Raw genomic sequence first — 19,644 nt, forward strand, 5'->3', positions numbered from 1 at the left:
ATGACGCATGTCGAGTGAAGGCCTTCACGTCCCCCGCGAAAAACTCAGCCGCAAGACCCTCAACCGCCACTACGCCATCACCTCGCTGATCGAGGAGTTCGAAGCGGTGGACTGGTATCGCCAGCGCGCAGATGACTGCGACGACGTCGAGCTGAAGAAGATCCTGCTGCATAACGCGCGCGAGGAACTGGAACACGCCGCCATGGTGCTGGAATGGCTGCGGCGAGACGATCCCGAGACCGACGAACAGCTGCGCAAGTACCTGTTCAAGGACGGCTCGATCGCCGGCCACGAGGAAGAGGCGGTCGGGAAATAGGTACCAGGAATTCCGCTCTGCCCGGCCAAGGCCAGGCAGAGCGGATATCACTTTCTAGCGCTTGATCGACAGCGCCACGCCCACAAAGCGCGGCTCGCCGGCGATGAAGGTGGGGATGCCGAAGGCGTCGCCGGTGTTGCCGGCGTCCTTGATATAGTCCTGCTCGAGCAGGTTGGTCGCGAACGCCTCGATCTTGATGGCGCTGTCCTTGCTGGGCTGATAGCCGATGCGCAGGTTCATCAGGCCATAGGCCTTCTGCTTCTCATCCTGGATCACGTCGCCCGTGGTCTGCAGCGCGGCCCGGTCGTTGGCGTTGTCGAAGAACACCTCCGACTGCCACGTGTAGGTCGGGGTGATCGTGAAGCGGCCGATCGGCGCGTCGAAGGCCAGGTTGGCGCCCAGCGAGAAGCTGTCGTCCGGCGACAGGCGGAAACGGTTATCCTTGAACAGACCGTTGCCGAAGCGGGCCTTGCTGTGCGCGTAGGTGCCGAACACGGTGGCGTTGGCCGTGACCTGGAAGGTCGTCTGACCTTCAAAACCGGTGGCCGAGGCCTCCCCCGCATTGGTGGAAACGACCTGGCCGGACGGCAGACGGATCGAGGTCTGGAAGTTCTCGTAGTCATAGCGATAGACCGCGCCCTCCAGGGTCAGGCGACGATCCATGAGGGCGACCTTGGAGCCAATCTCGTAGGAGATGACTTCTTCGGCCGGGATCTCGGTGAACCGCGCCGCAGCGCCGGGAACGGTGTTGCCGCCCTGAACGACCTTGGGACGACGGCCGGTGGCCACCGAGGCGTAGACATTGGCGTCAGGCGTGACGGCGTAGCGGCCGACGACGCGGTAGGTGATGCCGTTGTCGGTGAAGCTCTTGTATTGCGGCTGCCCGCCGGTGGTGGGCTGCACGAACAGGCCGCGCGACGTGGTCGGCGAGCTGCCGCCCAGGACCGAGCCGCCATTGCCCAGGACGACGCCGTAGCCGCTTTCCTTGTCGTCATAGGTGTAGCGCAGGCCGGCCGCCAGTTCGAGCTTGTCGGTCGCCTTCCAGGTCACATCGCCATAGGCGTCATACGACTTGGTCTTGCCGTAGTTGGTGAAGGTTTCCAGGTGCTGGCTCTTGAGCGGCCCAAAGCCCGGGATCGAATTGATGAAGGCCAGACCGGCGACATTGGGACGCACAAAGCCCGGGATCGCGCTGGCGCGGGCGGCAAACACCCGCTCGTTGAACAGCAGCGGCACGCGCTGGCTGCCGTCTTCCCAGAAATAGCTGAGCCCGCCAAAGGCCGTGATCGCGCCATCGGCGTCATAGTTCAGGCGCAGGTCCTGGCTGGCCGACTTGCCCTGGGCGTCTTCGGCGAAGGTGAACAGCGGCAGCGAGAAGCCGTCGGCGTCAAAGATCTCTTCGCCCGCAAAGCGACGGAAGGCGGTCGTCGAGGCCAGCGAGAGGGCGTCATTGATCTTGTAGTTGGCCAGGCCGGTGACGCTGAACACGTCGCGCTCAAGACCCAGCTTCTGGTCGTTCTCGAAGCCGGCCACGGTGGCCAGGGCGGCGCCGGAATTGCGATCCAGATCACCCAGCACCGCGCCCGTGGTCGGGTCGGTCGGCAGATAGGTCAGCGACTTGAACGAGGTGCCCGACGGGCTGTCGGACTGATAGTTGACCAGCAGGTCGGCGTCGAAACGCTCGGTCGGGCGCCAGTTCAGCGCAACGCGCACCGCCGTGGTCTGGGTGGAGTTGAAGTCCTCGCCGACCAGCAGGTTCTTCACATAGCCGTCGCGGTGCTTGATGCGGCCGGCGACGCGGATCGACAGGGTGTCGGTGACCGGAGCGTTGAACATGCCCTCGGCCATCAGGTAGCCGAAGTTGCCGCCCTCGAAACGCGCGGAGGCGGCATAGCCCGGACGGGCCTTGGCCTGGATGATGTTGACCGCGCCGATCAGCGCGCCGCGACCATAGAGGGTCGATTGCGGACCCTTGGCCACTTCGACGCGCTCCAGGTCGAACAGCTCGACATAGGAGCCGCGCGACTTCGAGATCGAGACGCCGTCCTGATAGACCGAAACGCGCGGCTCATTGGTGGCCTCGCCGGAGTCGGACGTGATGCCGCGCATCACGAAGCCGGGATTGTTGGGCGACTGGTTCTGGACCTCGAAGCCGGGAACGAACAGCGACAGCTCCTCAAACTCCTGGACGCCCAGCATCTCAAGCGTCGAGCCCGAATAGGCGGTCAGCGAGACCGGCACATCCATGGCCTTCTGTTCGCGCTTTTGGGCGGTGACGACGACCTGCTCGACCTGAGCGGCGTCAGCCGGCGCATCGACGTCGGCGGCGATGGCCATGGAAGCGACGCTGAGCGCCAGAACACTGGTGGCGGACATCAGCAAGGTGGTGTGGATCGCGCGCATCGATTATCCCCTTCGACGGTAAGCTGGACTAAGTTCCCGGCGGATAGGCGCCGCTCGTGTCGGACGCGCGACGAGATTGCGACGGAGCGATGAAACACCCTTGAGCCCGCTGGACGACGATACAGACGACATCGAGATAGAGGCTCAGGCGCCACAAACCGAGGCCCGGCTTGAGGTTACGCTCACGGCGGATGACGCTGGGGAACGCCTGGACAAGATTCTGGCGACGCGCTTCGAGAGCCTGTCGCGCGCGCGCCTGCAGGCCCTGATCGCCGACGGCCGGCTCAGCCTGGAAGGCCGGGCGGTGACCGACGGCTCGCAAAAGGCCCGCCCTGGCCTGTATCAACTGCTGATCCCCGCCCCGATCGCCGCCGAACCCTCGCCCGAGGACATTCCATTGAGCGTCCTCTACGAGGACGCCCACCTGATTGTCGTCGACAAGCCGGCCGGCATGGCCGCCCACCCGGCCCCCGGGAACTATACCGGCACCCTTGTCCACGCCCTGCTGCACCATTGCCGCGGCAGCCTGTCGGGCGTCGGCGGGGTCGCGCGGCCCGGCATTGTCCATCGGCTGGACAAGGAAACCTCTGGCGTCATGGTCGCGGCCAAGACCGACGCCGCCCACCAGGGCCTGTCGGCGCTGTTTTCCACCCACGACATCGATCGTCTCTATATCGCCCTGACCCGCGGCGCGCCCTATCCGGCCCAGGGCACCATCCAGACCCAGCTGGGCCGCTCGCCGCACGACCGCAAGAAAATGGCGATCCTCAAGAGCGGCGGCCGCGAGGCCATCACCCACTATCGCGTCGAGGAAGCCTTTGGCCCCGCCGACAAGCCGGTGGCGGCGCGCGTGGCCTGTCGGCTGGAGACCGGCCGCACCCACCAGATCCGCGTCCACCTGGCCAGCAAGGTCGCGCCCTGTCTTGGCGACCCGGTCTATGGCGGCGGGCCGCCCGCAGCCGGCGTGAAGGCCGTGATCGAAGAGATCGGTTTCCAGCGCCAGGCCCTGCACGCCGCCGTACTGGGATTTGTGCATCCGATCACCGGCGAGACCCTGCGCTTCGAGACCGCCCTGCCCGCCGACATGGCGGCGCTGGAGGCCGGACTCAGGGCGCTCTGAAACAACCGTCTCTTGCGGTCGCGTTACAAACGCGCCCTAATTCCGCTGACGGAGCGGCCTACAGCCTACAGACCGCCGCTTTCCGGAAGGCCTCATGACCTCGATGCGACCCCTGCTCGTTCTGCTGGCCAGCCTGGCCATCGCCGGACCCGCCCTGGCCCAGACGGTCGTCGGCGAGGACGAAGTCGTCTCGACCGCCGCCCACCGGCTCGACGCCAGAACAGCGGCAGAGGCCCAGAACGCGCCCGCCGTCAGCGCGCCCCCGCCCCGCATCCTCACCACCGACGAGCAGATCGCCGAGTTCCTGGCGACCTCCCCGGCTCTCGAAGGCCGCGACGGCCTGGTCGGGCTTGGGCGGAGCGACGAAGAGACCCGGCGCAAGATCCACGGCTCGGCCGGCGTCACCGTGGGCACCGGCGGCTATCGCAGCGCCTATGTCTCGACCCTGATCCCGATCGGTGAAACCTCGACCCTGGGCCTGGCCTATTCCCAGACCGATCACGGCAACAACGCCGTTTTCCATCCCTATGACGACTATGGCTATGGCGGCTACGACCGGGGCGGCTGGAACGGCGGCAGCGTCGGTCTGGGCCGGCCAGGCTATTGGGGCCGCGGCGGAAAGCAGCAGTCTCTGGCCGTTTCCCTGGCCGTCGGCGGCGACCGCCGCAGCCCGCCCGATGGCTGCGCGCCGGCGTTTCGCGCCGGAGATCGTTATATAGAGCCGATTTGGGCAACCCAGATGCGGGGCCAGGTGAGTCCCTGCGCGCCCGATGGATCGCGTTGAGCGGTTCACCCGGCCAGGGCCGACCGAAACGATCTTCTTGCGAACGCCCGTCGTTCGCGGATGCTTAATAGCTTAGCGCCATGGTTCCCTATCGGGATCTATCAGGCGTTCGCATGCAGCCGGAAATCATCGCCCACCATCACCCCGCCACGGGGACGGTGACCTATCTTGTCGTAGATCCAGCCACATTGCTGTGCGCGATCGTCGATCCCGTTCTGGATTTCGATCCGGAGACGCAGGCTACCGACACCCGCTTTGTCGATGGGATCATCGCGGAAATCCGCGCCCGCGACATGGGTCCGACCTGGATCCTCGAAACCGGCCTGCACGCCACGCACCTGTCGGCGGCCGGCCATCTGAAATATGAAACCGGCGCCTCGATCTGTATCGGAGCCGGGGTGATCGACAGCCTCAAGCGCCTTGCGCCGGCCATGGGCGAGGACGGCGTCGACCTCGAAGGCTGGGACTTCGACAAACTGGCCCAGGACGGCGAAGTTATGCCGATGGGCGGGCTGGAAATCACCGCCCACACCGTCACCGGTCGCCTGCCCGGCGCCGTGGCCTATCAGATCGGCGACGTGGTCTTCACCGGCGACGCCGTGCTGGCCCCGGACCTGGGCTCGGGCCGCTGCGACCTGCCCGGCGCCGACGCCGAGGGTCTGTACGCCGCCGCTCGCCGTTTTCTCTCGCTGCCAGACGACACCCGCCTACTGGCGGGCTGGGAAGACGCCGCCGGCCGGGCCGCAACCACCGTGGCCCAGCAGCGGGCCGACAATGTCCAGCTGCAGGACGGCATCGACATGGCCGCCTTCACGGCCCTGCGCGGCGCCGCCGACGCGGCCTTGGCGCCAGCGCCCTATCCCGCCCAGGCCCTGCGCGTGGCGATCCGCTCCGGCAAGCTGCCGCTTGAGGGCGCAGACGGCCGCCGCTTCCCGCCGACAGATATCAGTTCTTTTTAGAAACGGACTTGCCTACAGCCGCATCTATAGCCATATGCTTCGCACACGAAACATATGGAGCCCCTGATGGCCGAAGATTTCAGCGCGACCCTGACCCAGGCCCAGGCCGGCCATCTCCCCGATCTGCTGGGCCTGGAATGGCTGGAAGCGCACAGCGGCTTTGTGAAAGGCCGTTTCACCGTGGCCAAGCATCACATGGCCCCCAACGGCTTCCTGCACGCCGCCAGCGTCATCGCCCTGGCCGACAGCGCCTGCGGCTATGGTTGTGTGGTGTCGCTGCCTGACGGAGCCAACGGCTTCACGACGATTGAACTGAAATCAAACTTCCTGGGCACGGTTCGCGAAGGTGGTGTTCTGTGCGAGGCCAAGCTGGTCCACGGCGGTCGCCAGACCCAGGTCTGGGACGCGGTCGTCACCGCCGAAGCGACGGGCAAGACCATCGCGCTTTTCCGCTGCACCCAGATGGTTTTGCACCCCAGGACGTGACCGCGAGAGAAAGCCTGAGACAGGGACTTGCGTTCCCGCGACGACACCGCTAGGTATCGCGCCCTCGACCTCGGGCCCTCTCAAAAAGGGCTCACCAACGGCGCCTGGAGAGGTGGCAGAGTGGTCGAATGTACCGCACTCGAAATGCGGCGTGCCTGGAAGGGCACCGTGGGTTCGAATCCCACCCTCTCCGCCACTACCCTGTGAATTTCCTGAAATTTCCGCCGCCCTGGCGCTAGCGCCTACAAGCCTCATGACGTCGATTGGGCGATTGCGATTGCGCATGGAGAGTGGTGGCTGGCGCCTGCAGGCTTGGACAACTGCGGCTGGATCCTGGCGGAAACGCTTGGAGTCGCCCGCGCAATTTCCTTAGCCGCCGTGCCGCGCGGCAGGGATCTTGGGGTCAAGGCTGGCGGATGGGTTGGTTCCAGCCCCCGTCGGGGAAAGGAACCTGGGGAAGCCCCGCGACACAGATGGTCTAGACCAATCCAAGGATGTTTCGACGCCTGCGCGGGGCGCACAGGGAAAGCCTCCGCACGTGTCCAACGAGGAGTGAGCAAGGTCAACGCACGCGGATATCGACGCTGATCTTGAGGGCGTCATGTCGCCAGTGCTCTCGGTCGAACTCGACCACGCGTCCCTGCGCATTGTAGCAGGTGCGCTCCACGCTGAGACCAGGCAGGCCCGATTTGACCCGCAGGGCTTCGGCTTCCCCCAGCGTCAGGGCGCAGGGCCGCATGTCGACCTTGTTGCGCGCGACGCCGATGCCGTAGACCGACTTCAGAACGCTGGTCAGCGAGCCGTCGAGATCGTGCTCCATGAGACCTGGCGCCAGCGAGGCGTCGACGACGATACTCTCGATCAGCACAGCCCGGTCATCGATCGAGCGCCGGCGGCGGATCCAGTACATCGGCGCGCCAACAGGGCGTGAAAAGATCTGCGCCAGCATGGCGTCGCAGGCGATCTCGACCTTGCTGAGCGTCTCGGTGGCCGGCCGTCGGCCTTGCGCCTCGACATAGGACATGAAGCCCTCCCAGCGGGTCGGATCGTAGACCACCGGGGGCGGGGAAACGTACCAGCCGCTGCGGTCCTTTCGATAGATCAGCCCCTCGGCCTCAAGCTGAAACAGGGCCTCGCGAACAGTGCCCCGCGCCACGCCGCCACCGACCTGCAACTGGCGCTCTGACGGCAGCCGTTCGCCAGCCTTCAGTTCGCCACTGACGATCCGCACGGCGATGCCGTCGCGGACTCCAAGATAATGGAGGGTGTCGGACTGATGCATCGGAAAGACCTGTCAGCGGTCGAATCCCGCCAGTCCCAAGGATGGGAGCCCGCTCCGTCAAGGTCAAGAAACGGGATCAAGCCCCTGACGCCCATTCTCGAAAGGATCACGGCTTCACGAAAGCTTTGCCAAGCCTATGCCGATTTTGGTATATACCAATCTCGACACCGGGAGGCGGCTCCTGCCAGCACGCTTGCGCACTTCCGATCCTGTCAGCACCACGGATAGATGATGACGACCCGTCCAGCGGCCGATGCTTTCGTGGCCGAACTCGCCGATCTCTTCGCCCGCCTGGGCGGCCTGCGCTATGGGGAAGACGTCAGCCAGCTGGAGCACGCGCTGCAGACGGCGCATCATGCCAAGATCGACAACGCGCCGCCCGCCATGATCGTCGCCGCCCTGCTGCACGACGTGGGCCACCTGATGCAGAAGGCCGGCGAGGGCGCAGCAGACCTTGGCATCGATACGCGCCACGAGCATATCAGCGCCGGCTATCTGGCGCGGGCGTTCGGCCCGGCGGTGACAGAGCCGATCCGCCTTCACGTGGCGGCTAAGCGCTACCGGGTGGCCGTGGATCCCGCCTATTTCGCGCGCCTCAGCAAGGCGTCCCTGCAGAGTCTGGCTCTGCAGGGCGGCCCGATGAGCAGGGCCGAGATCGAGGCGTTCCTGGCCGAGCCGGCAGCGCAAGCCGCCCTGCGACTGCGCGGCTATGACGAAGCGGGCAAGGCCCCGGACGCCGAGGTGGCCGGCTTTGAGACCTATCACGACCATCTTCGAGATCAGATCGATCGCGCGGGCGAAATTTCAGTCTGATCGCGAAGCGCCGCCCGGGCCGCGACAAGCCGCTTCTCGTGCGCTGCGGGCTGTGTCTGCGCGCTGATACCAACGGCCGTTGATCCTGACCTCAGAGGGTCCAAATCTGAAAATACGCTGTCACCCCGGGACTTGTTCCCGGGGTGACGAGAACATAGAGCGCGAGGAGTCGAGCTCAGCGGCGCTTGGTATGAGGTCTAAACCTCGTCTGAGACCAGATGCTGCAAGACGCGCTTCTCAAGCACCAGCAGCGCGCTGGCGTTATTGGTGCGCATGACCAGACCGGCGGCGAGCGGCCTGACGGCCTCGTGCACGGCGCGAGCCAGGCGCAGGAAGTCCGACCGCCCCCGTCCTCTGGCGCCATGCAAGGCGCAGAGCTGGCGCCAGTCGGACACAAAGTCCTCCAGCAGCATGCTGAACCGCGCCGCCCGGTCCCTGGCCTCGGCGGTGTCGGCAGCGAGCGCCAGTTCCGCGCGCAGATCGTCGACCAGCAGCTGCACTTCGGCGGCAGGCATCACCGGCGTGCGCTGGTCACCCTCGGTCAGCAATGTGGGACGCATCCCCGGGTCCCAGGCGACCGTCCGCCATTGCGCGCGCGGCGGCGCCTGTCCACGGACGAACTGCCAGAACGCTGCTGTGCCGCTGGTATCCGCGACGAGATGGATACGCTCGGCGCCGGACCTGTTTTCGACATGGTGCGGGCGCCAGTTATCGAAGATCCAGGCTTCGCCAGCGGCCATGTGCACAGATTGCCCGTCGCAGTGAAAGGCGACCTCCGGCTGGGTGAAGACCGGAATGTGCAGCCGCACCCGCGTATGCCAGTGGTAGTTGATGTCGGCGTGCTCGGGCACAGCCGCCCCCGGGGCTAGGCGCATGAGCCGCGAGCGGCTCCAGACCACGCCAAAGGCCGCCAGGGCCTGGGTTGTATAGGGCATGGCCTCAAGCCAGCGGGTTGGCAGCATCTGCCCATGAACGGAGTCGGTCTCAGCCCCGCCCGCGCTGATCAACCGCGCCGCACTGTTGCCGGGCAAGCGGTCCGGGTGTGACGTCCAGGCCTCGTCTGGCAAAGCCGCGACCTCAGCCTGCAAACGCCCGACATCGAAGAGCAGGGGGAGGTGGAAGAAGGGGCGGGAAAGTCGCATGGGTCAGGCCCTGTAGCCGGCGAGCGCGTCACCCAGTCCGTCCCGCAAAGGCGCTAGCCATGGCTCGTAGGGCCGCCATTGCGCGAGGCCGTCACGGCCGATGGGCTGGCGAACCTGCTCTGAGCTGGGCGTGCGCACGCTGCGCTGGGTCTCGTGGAAAGTCAGGCAGGCCGGCTCAAACGGCAGCCTGCAACCCTCCAGCATGCGCTGCACGCTGTCTTCAAGATCCTCGACCACATCCTCGTAGGACACCTTCAGCACCCGCCCCGGCAGCACCTCGCCCCAGTGCCTCATGAGGTCGAGATAGGTGCGATAGTGACGGGCGAGATGCTCCATGCCGTAGGTGAATTCCTGGTTGGTGGTCCCAAACAGCTGCTTGAGGTTGCTGAAGCAGCACGCCATGGGCTCGCGGCGCACATCGATGATCGTCGAGCGCGGCAGGATGAGATGGATCAGGCCGATGTGCCAGAAATTGTTGGGCATCTTGTCGACGAAGAAGGCCTTCCCCAGCCTGCGATAGGTGCGGGTTTCGGCCAGGAAGCGCTCGCCGAGCGCCCGGACGTCCTGCGGGGTCAGGCGCAGCAGGGCCTCGGGATCCAGCGGCAAGCCGCAATCAGGATCGCGGCCGCAGATCTCGCCAGCATAGCGGTCGATTTCTGTCAGTTCCTGCGTGCCTTCCACCTGGGAATGGGAGGCCAGGATCTGCTCGATCAAGGTTGACCCCGAACGCGGCAACCCCACGATAAAGATCGGCGCTGGATCGGCCAGACCCCAGCCCGCGCGCGCGGCAAAGACTTCGGCGGTGAAGACCTGTTTCAGTCGCAGGACGCAGGATTCCGCGACCTCGGGGCGATATCGGCTGGAGACCGCGCGGATCGCATTGCCGCGCTCGTAACATTGCCAGGAGGCTGGGTAGTCCGCCCGGTCCTCCAGCGCCTTGCCCAGCGCGAAGCTGAGATAGACGCGGTCCATGTCCTGGACGCCAGGCCGGGACTGCGCAGCGCGCATGCGCGCGATGTCATCGTCGGTGAAGCGGTAGGTCTTGAGGTTGGCCAGGCTGAACCAGGCCACGCCGTAGTCTGGCCGCGCCGCCAGGGCGGCGCGATAGTCCGCAATGGCGTCCTGTTGCCTGCCCGTGACCTTCAGGGCGTTCGCCCGCCAAAGGCGCAGATCTGCGACTTCCGCCCCCAACAAGGCTTGGTTGTCCAGCAGTCGCTCATAGAGATCGATCAGCGGCTCATGGTCGCCCAGGGCGATGCAGGCCGCGCCGTACTGCTTGAGATACTCGCGATTGTCAGGGTCGTGTTCGAGCAGGTGCTCAGCCTCCCGCCGCGCCTGCAGGGGCTTTTGCTGCTGCAAGAGCACCATGGCGTAGTCGAGGCGGGCCGCGTGATAGTCCGGGGCGCGCTCAAGCACCGACTTCAACAACGCCTCGGCCTCGCCAGGCGCCCCGCGCGCCGTAAAGATATGCGCCAGCAAGCGAAGGGCGCCAACGTTTCCACCATCCGTGTAAAGATAGTCACGGATGACCTCCTCGGCCGAGGACAGGTCGCCATCGGCGAGCAGGCTGCTCGCCGCCACCACCGCCGGCGGAAGCTGCCTCAGCATCGCCAGATGCTGCGCGGCCGTGGCCGCCTGGGCCGCATCGCCCACCATGCGGTAGAGCTGTTCCAGCATGTCCCAGCTGGCCGGCAGAGTCGGGTTGAGGCGCACCGCCTCCCGCAGCGCCTCGATGGCGGCCGGCGCATCGCCAAGCACAACATGGCAGTGGCCGCGCTCCTGATACAGGCGGCTGAACCCTGGATGCAGGTCCTGGAGCCGCGCGAGGCTGGCCAGGGCTTCCGCGATGCGTTGGCCCGACCGCAGATCCCTGGCGTCCTGCAACAGGGCGTAGCGATCCCGAGATCCAGGGCTGGAGCTCACCGAGGGCGTCACCGCGCGACGCCGGCCAGCAGGAACGGCTCCAGCCAGCTGGGTTCCGGCTGGTCGGCGTCGTAGTACTCGAAGATCAGATGGACGCGGTCGGTATCACCGTCGTTGCGCACCCAGTGCGGGCCGAGGTTGTTGACCTCCACCGCCTCGCCCGGCGGGAAATGGTGTTCGCCGCCGCCGAAGAAGGACACCACCTGCGGATTGGTCGACAGCGGCACATGGATCTTGTGCGGCCACTTGGCGGCGGGGTTGGCGTCGATATGGGGGTGGATCACCCCGCCCGGCCGCATCCTTGCCAACATCACCCGCGGAAACACTCCGCGCGCATAGCCATAGTCGCCGACGGCCTGAGCCAGCACCGGCTCCAGCAATCCGCGCCATTGCGGCCAGGCCGCGCGATCGTGCGAGCTGCGCCAGTCACGGGGACTGTCGATAAACCGGAAAACGATGTGGGAGGTCGCGTCCAGCACCTCAAATCTGTTGGGCTTGCTGGCGTTCTCTGCGGCCCAGAGGTCCTCGGGAATCGCCAGAGCGGCCGCCTGCAGCGCGGCGATGTCCACTGGCCCGAGCTTGCGGACGCCGGTCGTCTTGCGCGGGTTGGCGGCAGGCGCAAAAGGGGGCGCGTTCATCGCACGTCTTCGAAGCTGTAGCCGAACAGGTCCAGATCCTGGGCGTAGCGGGCGGCGACGCCGTCGATCAGGTCCTGATCGTAATAGTGACGATAGTCGCCGTGACGGCTGCCGTTGACGCGGTCCAGAGGGCGGGAGGGAATGCCGATGCGCGCGCAGATCGTATCATACGACCCCTGCATATCCTCGACGTGGCCGATGTGGTCGGCCATCAGGGTCTTGCCGTCCTCGCCCAGCAGAAGCGAGGCCTGTGGCTGGAACAGGATATGGTGTTCCGGCGGCTTCTCGAAAAGAAAGTGACGCATGACCGCCTGCGGTTGCTGCTCAAAGACGTCGCCGCCCCGCAGCATGAAGGCGCAGTACGAGACGAAGCGATCGAACGGATTGCGCACGAAGGCGAACTTGAAATAGCCGCTGAAGGCCTCCTCGCCGAGATAGGGGCGCACCTGCTGCAGAGACAGGTGGCCATGCCGGATCGCCGCCAGATCCTGCCAAGGGAAGCGCTTGTCGACGAACAACCCGACCTGCTCCAGGTCGCCGTCGCTCAAGTGCTCGCGCAGGGCCTGTCGCACGGCATGGGTCCCGGTCTTGGGCACGGCTGCGAAGATGAAGCGATGGCTGTGGGAAACAATCATGTTGCAGGGACACCCAGAAAAAGCGCCCCACCTCTGATGAAGGTGGGGCGCAAAGTCTAAAACAAGCGGTGGCCTTAGAACTTGTAGCTAAGCCCAACCATGTAGGTCGAACCGCTCTGGTTCTGGTTGTAGAGATATTGGTTCTGGCCCCAGAACTGCGTGTCCTCCTGGTTCGTCAGGTTGATCCCGTTCAGCGTGAGCTGCAGTTGATCGGTGACGTTCAGGAAGGCCGAGGCGTCCACATAGGTCGACCCCTCGAAGCCGCGCGTGCTGGCGCTCATGACACTGTCGCTGTTCCCGGAGAACCAGCGATTGCGGTGGCTCATCGACCCGCGGACACCCCAGCGCGCGGTCTCGTAGTAGAGCGTGGCGTTATAGCTGGTGTTCGAGATGCCGGTGAGCGCCTCGTCAGCGTCCACATAGGTGTAGTTGGCCACCGCACCCAGCTTGTCGAACGGCGCCGGCAAGAACGAGAACTGGCCCTGCGCGGCCAGTTCCACACCGGTCAGCTTCTTGGTGCCGGTGATGTTGACCGGCATCGAGAACTCTTTGACGATCGTATTGGCCGTGGCGCCCGGGATCGTGGTGAACGGGACGCCAGTCTGGCTGAACGGGACGTTCTCGAGGGTTTTCGAGCCAATGAAGTTCTTGATGCTCTTCTGGAACACGCTGGCCGAGAGCAGGCCGTCCACGCCGAAGTAGTATTCCGCCGCGAAGTCCAGCGTGTTGTCCTTGTAGGGCTCAAGGTTTGGATTGCCGCGCGACGCCGAGATGTCGCCGCTATCCGAATTCTGGAACGCGCTGCCCTTGGCCGCCATCGACCCCAGGCCTGGACGGTTGAGGTTCTGCGTGGCGGAGAAGCGCACCAGCACGTCCGGCGTCAGCTCCAGCACCGAGTTCATGGCCGGCAGCACGCCTGAGTAGCTGCCCTCGACGTCCGTCGTGCCCAGATAGGCGTAGCTGTCGCCCTGGATCCAGCCGGTGCTGTGGGTGTCGGTCTGATAGCCCCGCAGGCCGATGTTACCGCGGAAGCGCTTGCCGAAGAGGTCGGTATCCCAGTCCGCCTGCACATACTCGGAGACGGTCTTTTCCGAGGTCTCGTAGACGTTCTCGATGTCCTGGAGCGCGCCGCCCGTACCGTCCTTGTTGGGACCAAAGCGGTGGTACTCGTTGTACTTCGCAAAGGCCTTGGCGTAGTCGCCGACCAGCCACGAGCCGAACTCGTTGGTGAACACGGAGGTGACGTCGGCAACGGCCGTCCCGCGCATCTTGGTCCGGGTTCCATTGACGTTGTCGTCATAGAACAGGTCCCGGCCGCCTTGCGTGAACTTGTGGTAGGCCACGCCGGCCCGCAGGGTCCAAACCTCGTTCAGCACGTACTGGGCGTCCAGCACGCCTTCCTGCAGTTCCGACTGATTGTTGAAGCCGCGATAGTAGAAGGAGTCCATCGCGTAGTTGGCAGGATTTGTGGCGTCGAAGTTCGGGTAGGAGAACGTCGCCGACCGGCCATCGCTGCCATAGTTGGCAATCAAATTGCCCTTGGCGCGCATATAAAGCTTGTCGTCAGAGGGCGTCTCATAGGTCGACTTCTCGTAGCCGACATGCCCGTCGATCGTGAGGCGATCGGTGAGGTCCCACTTGCCGGTCAGCGCCACCTGGTCGAAGCGGTTTTCGTTCAGCGAGCGGCGATGCTCGCTGCCGAAGGTGGTGCCCGTGACATCAGTCAGGGTCACGTAGTTGCTGTTGTCCCAGGCCAGGTTGTTGATGACGGACGCCTTCTGGAAGGCGCTCGGCCAGACCGTGCTGGCGACGGTGTCGAACGCGACCGACCCGGTCGATGCGAGCGGCCGCGTGGCAAGGTGCAGTTCGTCGCGATGCGTGGTGTACTCGCCGTGCAGCACATCAAGCGTCAGCAGCAGGTTGTCCATCGGACGCCACTGCACAGCGCCCGTCAGGCCCAGACGCTCCTGCTTGGAATTCCACGAGGATATGCGGTTGCCGTCAGCAAAATAGAGATCGCCCGACAGGAACTTGGCCTGCTGCGCCGTGCTCAGCTTGGAAATGTTCAGGCCTTTGGTGACCAGGCCCTGAAGGGTTCCCGCGCTGGGGCGCGAATAGTTGTAGGTGTTGTGGCCCTGTTCGGTCGTTTGGCGCTTGCTGTAGGCGACCGAGAAGGCGACGCCGAACTTGTTGTCCCAGTTCTGGCTGAACAAGGCCGCAATGCGCGGCTGGGCGTCTTCGGTGTATTCGTTGGTTCCGAGCTTGAGCGACACTGCGCCCTTTGACCCCGACGCGTAGTCAAACGGCTTGCCGGTGAACAGGCCGACCGTACCGGCCATGCCGCCCTCGTTCTGGGCCGCCTGGAAGGTCTTTTCGACCTCCACGCGGGAGAACAGTTCCGAGGCGAAAATGTTGAAGTCGAAGGCGCGGTCGCGCGAACGCTGGCCGCGGCTGTCCTGGGCGGAGTCGACGTTACCCAGCACTTCCATGCCATTGAGTTGCACGCGGGCGAAATCTGGACCCAGGCCCCGCAGCGAGATCCGCCGGCCTTCGCCCGCTTCCCGGGTGATCTGAACGCCCGGCAGGCGCTGCAGCGATTCAGCCAGGTTGAGTTCCGGGAACTTCGCCATGTCCTCGGCGACGATCACGTCCTTCTGGATGACCGAATCCCTCTTGATGGCGCGGGCGTCGCTGAGCGACTTGCGGTAGCCGGTGACGACAACTTCGTCGACCAGATCGCCAGAAGCCTGCTGCGCGAGCGCGGCCGATGAATGCGCTCCAGCAGCCAGCACCGCAACGGTGGCCAGCAAAAAGCTCTTGAGATGCGGGCGCGTGGCCCGAGCAGGATATCGCTTAAACATGAGTGTCCTTCGCCCCAACTGGTATGAACCAGTCAGACTAAAGCAGCGAGCGACGACACCCGCGTGACAGCGCCGCTCCGCACGGCGCAATTCGTCCATTCTGCGCCGCACGTCAGGTCGATTATGGCCCTACAGGGATGACTTTAGAGGGCGGTGAGCGCTCCATCGGCCCGTTCGCCCGGCGCCTTGACGCCCCTGAACGCCCAGACTTCGCTGCTCATTTGGCCAACGGCGCACAGTCGCAAAACTGCCAACTTCACGTGATATTTGGTCTATACCAATAATCAGTCGTTGGACGATCGCAGCATGAGTCCAACAGATAAGCGGGCCCTGAAGGCCTTGCCGCCAAGGCGCGGACCATCGCGGCCGGCGGCGACGAGGCGCAGCCGCGCCGGCGCTGGCGCGCTGATCGACGCCGCCGCCACGCCTACCTTCGCGCTGGCTGCACCTCCCATCCCCAGCCCTGATTTCTGGAGTGCGTTATGAAGAATCTGATCCGGGTGATCCCGCTTCTCGCTGCGCTCTTCGCCAGCATGGCTGGCGCGGCCGGCGCCTATGCCGGCGAGGCGCGGAAGACAGGCCATGTGATCATCATCGGCGTGGACGCCCTGAGCCCCGACGGCGTGATGAAGGCCGATACCCCCACCCTGCACGACATGATGAAGCGCGGCAGCTGGAGCATGCATGCCCGCGGCGTGCTGCCCACCACGAGCGGCGCCAACTGGGCATCCATCATCGGTGGCGCCGGACCAGAGCAGCATGGCGTGACGAGCAACGACTGGCAGGTGGGCGAGTTCAACTTTCCCGCTTCGGTGACCGGTTCCGGGGGCTTCTTCCCATCCATCTTCCAGGTGCTCAAAGACCAGAATCCGGAATGGGAACTAGGCTCGATCTATAACTGGGACGGGTTCGGCAACCTCTACGACCACCGGTTCTTGGACTATGACGTCCACGGCAAGGATGAGGACGAAACCACCGCACTGGCGGTCGATTACATCAAGACCAAGCGGCCTGAGTTCCTCTTCGTGCATTTGGATCATGTCGATCACGCCGGACACGCCCATGGCCATGGCACGCCGTTGTTTTACGAGGCCGTGGCCAATGCCGACAAGCTGATCGAAAGAATCCGCCAGGCCACGGTCGAGGCCGGCATCGCGGACGAGACGGTGATCCTGGTCACCTCCGACCATGGCGGCGTGGGCAAAGGGCACGGCGGCGAAAGCCTGGCTGAACTTGAAATTCCCTGGATTGCCTATGGCAAGGACATCAACCCGGGCCAGCTTGATCTGCCCATCAACACGTTCGACACCCCCGCCACCGTCGCCTGGCTGCTGGGCGCCAAGATCCCCTTCGCCTGGCTAGGGCGCGCCGTGACGCCGATCCTGAAGGGCGAAAAGGCGCCCGAACAAGCCTATCGCTCCAGCAGTTTCTACGCCTCGCCAGTTATCGAACCGGCAGGCGACGGAAATGCGCCTGCAGGCGGGCTGTTCATCAACCAACCGGCCAAGATGACCATCCGCAACCCCAACGCCACGGGAAAGGTCCGCTACACGCTGGACAGTTCGACCCCCACGGTCGGATCCCCGCTTTACAAGGGCCCGGTCGAGATCGCCCGCAACACGATCGTGCGGGCCACGCTGTTCGTCTCCGGCCAGGCCGCCAGCGTTCCCGCCACGGGCTACTTCCGCATCCTCGACCTGAAAGGTCCCGAGGCGCGCGGCGTGAACTACAAGGTGTATCTGCTGCCGGAAACGCCGGTGCGGCTGCCCGATTTCTCCCGGCTCGAGCCCGCAACCGCCGGCACATCCCATGAACTGACCATCGACGGCCTGACGCTCCCGCGAGGCGACAGCGTAGCCGTGGTCTTCGAAGGGTATCTCCATATCGCGGCGGCAGGCGCCTACAGCTTCGCCCTCGCCTCCGACGACGGCAGCAAGCTCTATATCGATGGCAAACAGGTGGTCGACAACGATGGCGACCACGGTGTGGTTACGGCCAACGGCAATATCGACCTGCAGCCTGGCAAGCATGCGATCAGGGTGGAATGGTTCAACGGCGGCGGCGGCGCCTGGTTGGGCGCCTATTTCGCAGGCCCGGGCATTCCTCGCCAGTTCATCGATCCAAACCTGCTAACGCCGCAGGAGTGAGCCGTTTGAGACGGCCCGGGATCAAGCCGGCCCTCCGACATGTTCCCTCAAAGACAGTCGCGGCCGGCGATTCGGTTCGTCGGGCAGGCGATGCTTATGAGGCCACATCAAAAGCTGCTGGGGGTTCGCCGCGTTGATAGCGCTCCCAGGCGCCGATAAAGGCGGCCTCGATGTGTTTGCGGGAAAGATCAGTGTCGAATAGCGGCGTCGTTTTGATCAGGGTCGACAACTTGTCTCTCAGGACCGCCAGTCGTTCTGGATCGCGCGCCAGGTCGAGCGCAAGGGCCTCGTAGGCCTCGAGGCGCTCTGTCACCAGTTCGGGGAGTTCCAGGGCGTTCAGCAAGCTGGCGGCCACGCGTGCGGCGAAACCTCGCCCCGCGCAGGTGACCAGAGGCAAGCCCGCCCAAAGGGCGTCGCTGGCCGTCGTGTGGGCGTTGTAGGGCAAGGTGTCGAGGAAGAGATCCGCGAGCTTGTGGCGCGCAAGATGATCCTCCAGCGCGACCTTGGGCGCGAACACCAGGCGATCGGGCGAGATACCCCTTGCCTGGGCCTCGGCGCGCAGATTGCGGACCACGGCTTCATGAGCTTCAAGAAGCCACAGCACGCTGCCCGGAACCGCGCTCAGCAAGCGCATCCAGACGTCAAAAACTGGTGGATTGATCTTGTAGTTGGCGTTGAAGCACGCGAACACGAACCCCTCTCGCGGCAGGCCCGCCGCGTCTCGGGAGGGCGTGTGGCTTGAGATCCCCTTCCCGTCATCATTGACCTGATAGCAGTGCGGCAAGCGGATCAGCTGTTCGCTGAAAGTCACGTCAGCGCCCCGGGGCGCAACGATGGCGTCCGCCAGAATGTAGTCCGCCAGGCCCCTTTCCAGGGTTCCTGGATGGCCCAGATAGTTGATCTGGATCGGGGCGGGGCGATGGGCGAAGATTCCGGGTCGGCAATTGGCGGTCAGACCGTTGAGGTCGACAAGGATGTCTGTCTCGGACGACCTGATCATCCTGGCAACCTCCAGGTCGCTGACCTGGGCGACATCGTGAAACGTCGAAAAGGCGGCCTGGATACGCTGTCGATACGCGTCGTCCAATCTTGGTCCAAGCGCGTAGGCGGTAATCTCGAAGCGCTCACTGTCATGTCGCTCAAGCAGGCCTGCAATCAGATGAGCGACGGGATGATTGCGGAAATCCGACGAAACATAGGCGACGCGGATCTTGTCGTGGCGATAGATCTCGCCGCTCCACAGCGGCTGAAACGGGGTCTGGAAACGCTTGCGCAGATGGGTTTCCGCGCAGATCCGCTGCGCCTCGGGATCGTCGCAATAGGCCAGCATGGCGTGTGGCAGGTCGACGTCGGCTCCCGTCAGTATGCGCTGCTCAAGCGCCGCAGCGGTCGAGCCGTAGTCGGACCAGTCGCAGATCTTGAGTTGTTCCCGAAATTTCAGACTTTGCGCCGCGTCGTTTTGCGGCTCGAGCCGCAAAACACTCCGGCAGCTCGCCACTGCCTCGGCGGATCGACCCAGCATCGACAAAAGCCCCGCTCGGTTGAGGTAGGCCCGCGCGTAGTCGGGTTTGATCGCTATGATCCGGTCGTATGAGGCAAGCGCTTCGAGGCTCCGGCCAACACGCACCAGCAGATTACCGCGTGAATTGAGGGCGTCGACATCCTCGGGTGCAATCACCAAGGCCCGTTCATGCGCCGCCAGAGCCTCGCCCAGGCGCCCCAGCCGGGCCAACAACCCACCCATGGCGTTGTAAGTTCCTGGCCGCTGGGGGTTTTGGTCGACACAGGCCTTCCACAAGCCCATTGCCCCCGCAAAATCACCGCGCGCCTGCAAGATCAGGCCAAGATTGTGCAGACTGTCCGGCTCGGCAGGAAGTCTCTCCAGGACAGCCCGGTAGTGGCTCTCCGCAACGTCAATCTGGCCCAGTCGATGCAGGCGGACCGCCTCGCGGAGGTTAGCGCCCGGATCCGCAAGATCGATGGGGGGCGTTGTGCTCGTCATGATCCGTTCGCTGCCTTGAATTCCGCTGGCCAATATCTTGGTCCAATCCAGCCCTTATGTCCCAGACTAGCTTGATTCAGCGAGAGGCCCAGATCGTCCGGGCCTTCGCCGATCCTTGCGATTTGCTTTGGAA

At 64.8% G+C, this 19,644-nt stretch carries 15 protein-coding genes and 1 tRNA gene; 8 read left to right on the forward strand and 8 right to left on the reverse strand.

What is annotated here, in order from left to right:
- Positions 1-7: 7 nt before the first annotated feature.
- Positions 8-316: a ferritin family protein gene (locus ACN2C8_RS15375; protein ID WP_419252899.1), complete on the forward strand. Its 309-nt coding sequence runs from the start codon at positions 8-10 to the stop codon at positions 314-316.
- 54 nt (positions 317-370) lie between these two features.
- Here ACN2C8_RS15375 and ACN2C8_RS15380 read toward each other — a convergent pair whose 3' ends face one another.
- Positions 371-2,719, reverse strand: coding sequence for a TonB-dependent receptor (locus ACN2C8_RS15380; RefSeq protein WP_419252900.1), 2,349 nt, complete (start codon positions 2,717-2,719; stop codon positions 371-373).
- Between the two features lie 136 nt (positions 2,720-2,855).
- Here ACN2C8_RS15380 and ACN2C8_RS15385 point away from each other — a divergent pair, with 136 nt between their 5' ends.
- The 5 genes from ACN2C8_RS15385 (at position 2,856) to ACN2C8_RS15405 (ending at position 6,264) form a co-directional block, all read left to right on the forward strand.
- A complete protein-coding gene (locus ACN2C8_RS15385) occupies positions 2,856-3,839 on the forward strand; it encodes an RluA family pseudouridine synthase (RefSeq protein ID WP_419255891.1) in 984 nt (327 codons plus the stop codon).
- A gap of 94 nt (positions 3,840-3,933) precedes the next feature.
- Positions 3,934-4,623, forward strand: coding sequence for a hypothetical protein (locus tag ACN2C8_RS15390; protein ID WP_419252901.1), 690 nt, complete (start codon positions 3,934-3,936; stop codon positions 4,621-4,623).
- Between the two features lie 113 nt (positions 4,624-4,736).
- Entirely contained in the window at positions 4,737-5,582 is an 846-nt protein-coding gene (locus ACN2C8_RS15395; protein ID WP_419252902.1) for an MBL fold metallo-hydrolase, read from the forward strand.
- A gap of 66 nt (positions 5,583-5,648) precedes the next feature.
- A complete protein-coding gene (locus ACN2C8_RS15400) occupies positions 5,649-6,068 on the forward strand; it encodes a PaaI family thioesterase (protein WP_419252903.1) in 420 nt (139 codons plus the stop codon).
- 106 nt (positions 6,069-6,174) lie between these two features.
- Positions 6,175-6,264: transfer RNA gene (locus tag ACN2C8_RS15405), tRNA-Ser, on the forward strand.
- A gap of 366 nt (positions 6,265-6,630) precedes the next feature.
- Here ACN2C8_RS15405 and ACN2C8_RS15410 read toward each other — a convergent pair.
- Positions 6,631-7,350 (reverse strand): UTRA domain-containing protein, encoded by a 720-nt coding sequence (locus ACN2C8_RS15410; RefSeq protein ID WP_419252904.1) that lies wholly within the window; start codon positions 7,348-7,350, stop codon positions 6,631-6,633.
- 231 nt (positions 7,351-7,581) lie between these two features.
- On the opposite strand from ACN2C8_RS15410, the gene ACN2C8_RS15415 reads away from it, so the two are divergent.
- The gene (locus tag ACN2C8_RS15415) at positions 7,582-8,163 is read left to right on the forward strand and encodes an HD domain-containing protein (protein WP_419252905.1); all 582 of its coding nucleotides are present in this window, start codon (positions 7,582-7,584) and stop codon (positions 8,161-8,163) included.
- A gap of 197 nt (positions 8,164-8,360) precedes the next feature.
- Here ACN2C8_RS15415 and ACN2C8_RS15420 read toward each other — a convergent pair whose 3' ends face one another.
- From ACN2C8_RS15420 to ACN2C8_RS15440, 5 genes are all read right to left on the reverse strand, one after another.
- Entirely contained in the window at positions 8,361-9,305 is a 945-nt protein-coding gene (locus ACN2C8_RS15420; protein ID WP_419252906.1) for an aspartyl/asparaginyl beta-hydroxylase domain-containing protein, read from the reverse strand.
- 3 nt (positions 9,306-9,308) lie between these two features.
- On the reverse strand, positions 9,309-11,228 hold the full coding sequence (locus tag ACN2C8_RS15425) for a sulfotransferase (RefSeq protein ID WP_419252907.1): 1,920 nt from the start codon (positions 11,226-11,228) through the stop codon (positions 9,309-9,311).
- Between the two features lie 8 nt (positions 11,229-11,236).
- The gene (locus ACN2C8_RS15430) at positions 11,237-11,866 is read right to left on the reverse strand and encodes an aspartyl/asparaginyl beta-hydroxylase domain-containing protein (protein WP_419252908.1); all 630 of its coding nucleotides are present in this window, start codon (positions 11,864-11,866) and stop codon (positions 11,237-11,239) included.
- A complete protein-coding gene (locus ACN2C8_RS15435) occupies positions 11,863-12,501 on the reverse strand; it encodes a sulfotransferase family 2 domain-containing protein (protein WP_419252909.1) in 639 nt (212 codons plus the stop codon). The genes ACN2C8_RS15430 and ACN2C8_RS15435 overlap by 4 nt, the downstream gene beginning before the upstream one ends.
- Before the next feature lie 74 nt (positions 12,502-12,575).
- Positions 12,576-15,362, reverse strand: a complete 2,787-nt coding sequence (locus tag ACN2C8_RS15440; RefSeq protein ID WP_419252910.1) for a TonB-dependent receptor — start codon at positions 15,360-15,362, stop codon at positions 12,576-12,578.
- Between the two features lie 584 nt (positions 15,363-15,946).
- On the opposite strand from ACN2C8_RS15440, the gene ACN2C8_RS15445 reads away from it, so the two are divergent.
- Positions 15,947-17,509, forward strand: coding sequence for an alkaline phosphatase family protein (locus ACN2C8_RS15445; protein WP_419252911.1), 1,563 nt, complete (start codon positions 15,947-15,949; stop codon positions 17,507-17,509).
- Positions 17,510-17,603: 94 nt separating this feature from the next.
- On the opposite strand, the gene ACN2C8_RS15450 is transcribed toward ACN2C8_RS15445, so the two are convergent.
- Positions 17,604-19,544, reverse strand: a complete 1,941-nt coding sequence (locus ACN2C8_RS15450; protein WP_419252912.1) for a tetratricopeptide repeat protein — start codon at positions 19,542-19,544, stop codon at positions 17,604-17,606.
- Positions 19,545-19,644: the final 100 nt, after the last annotated feature.

The organism is Caulobacter sp. ErkDOM-C (assembly GCF_048541825.1).
Taxonomy (GTDB): domain Bacteria; phylum Pseudomonadota; class Alphaproteobacteria; order Caulobacterales; family Caulobacteraceae; genus Caulobacter.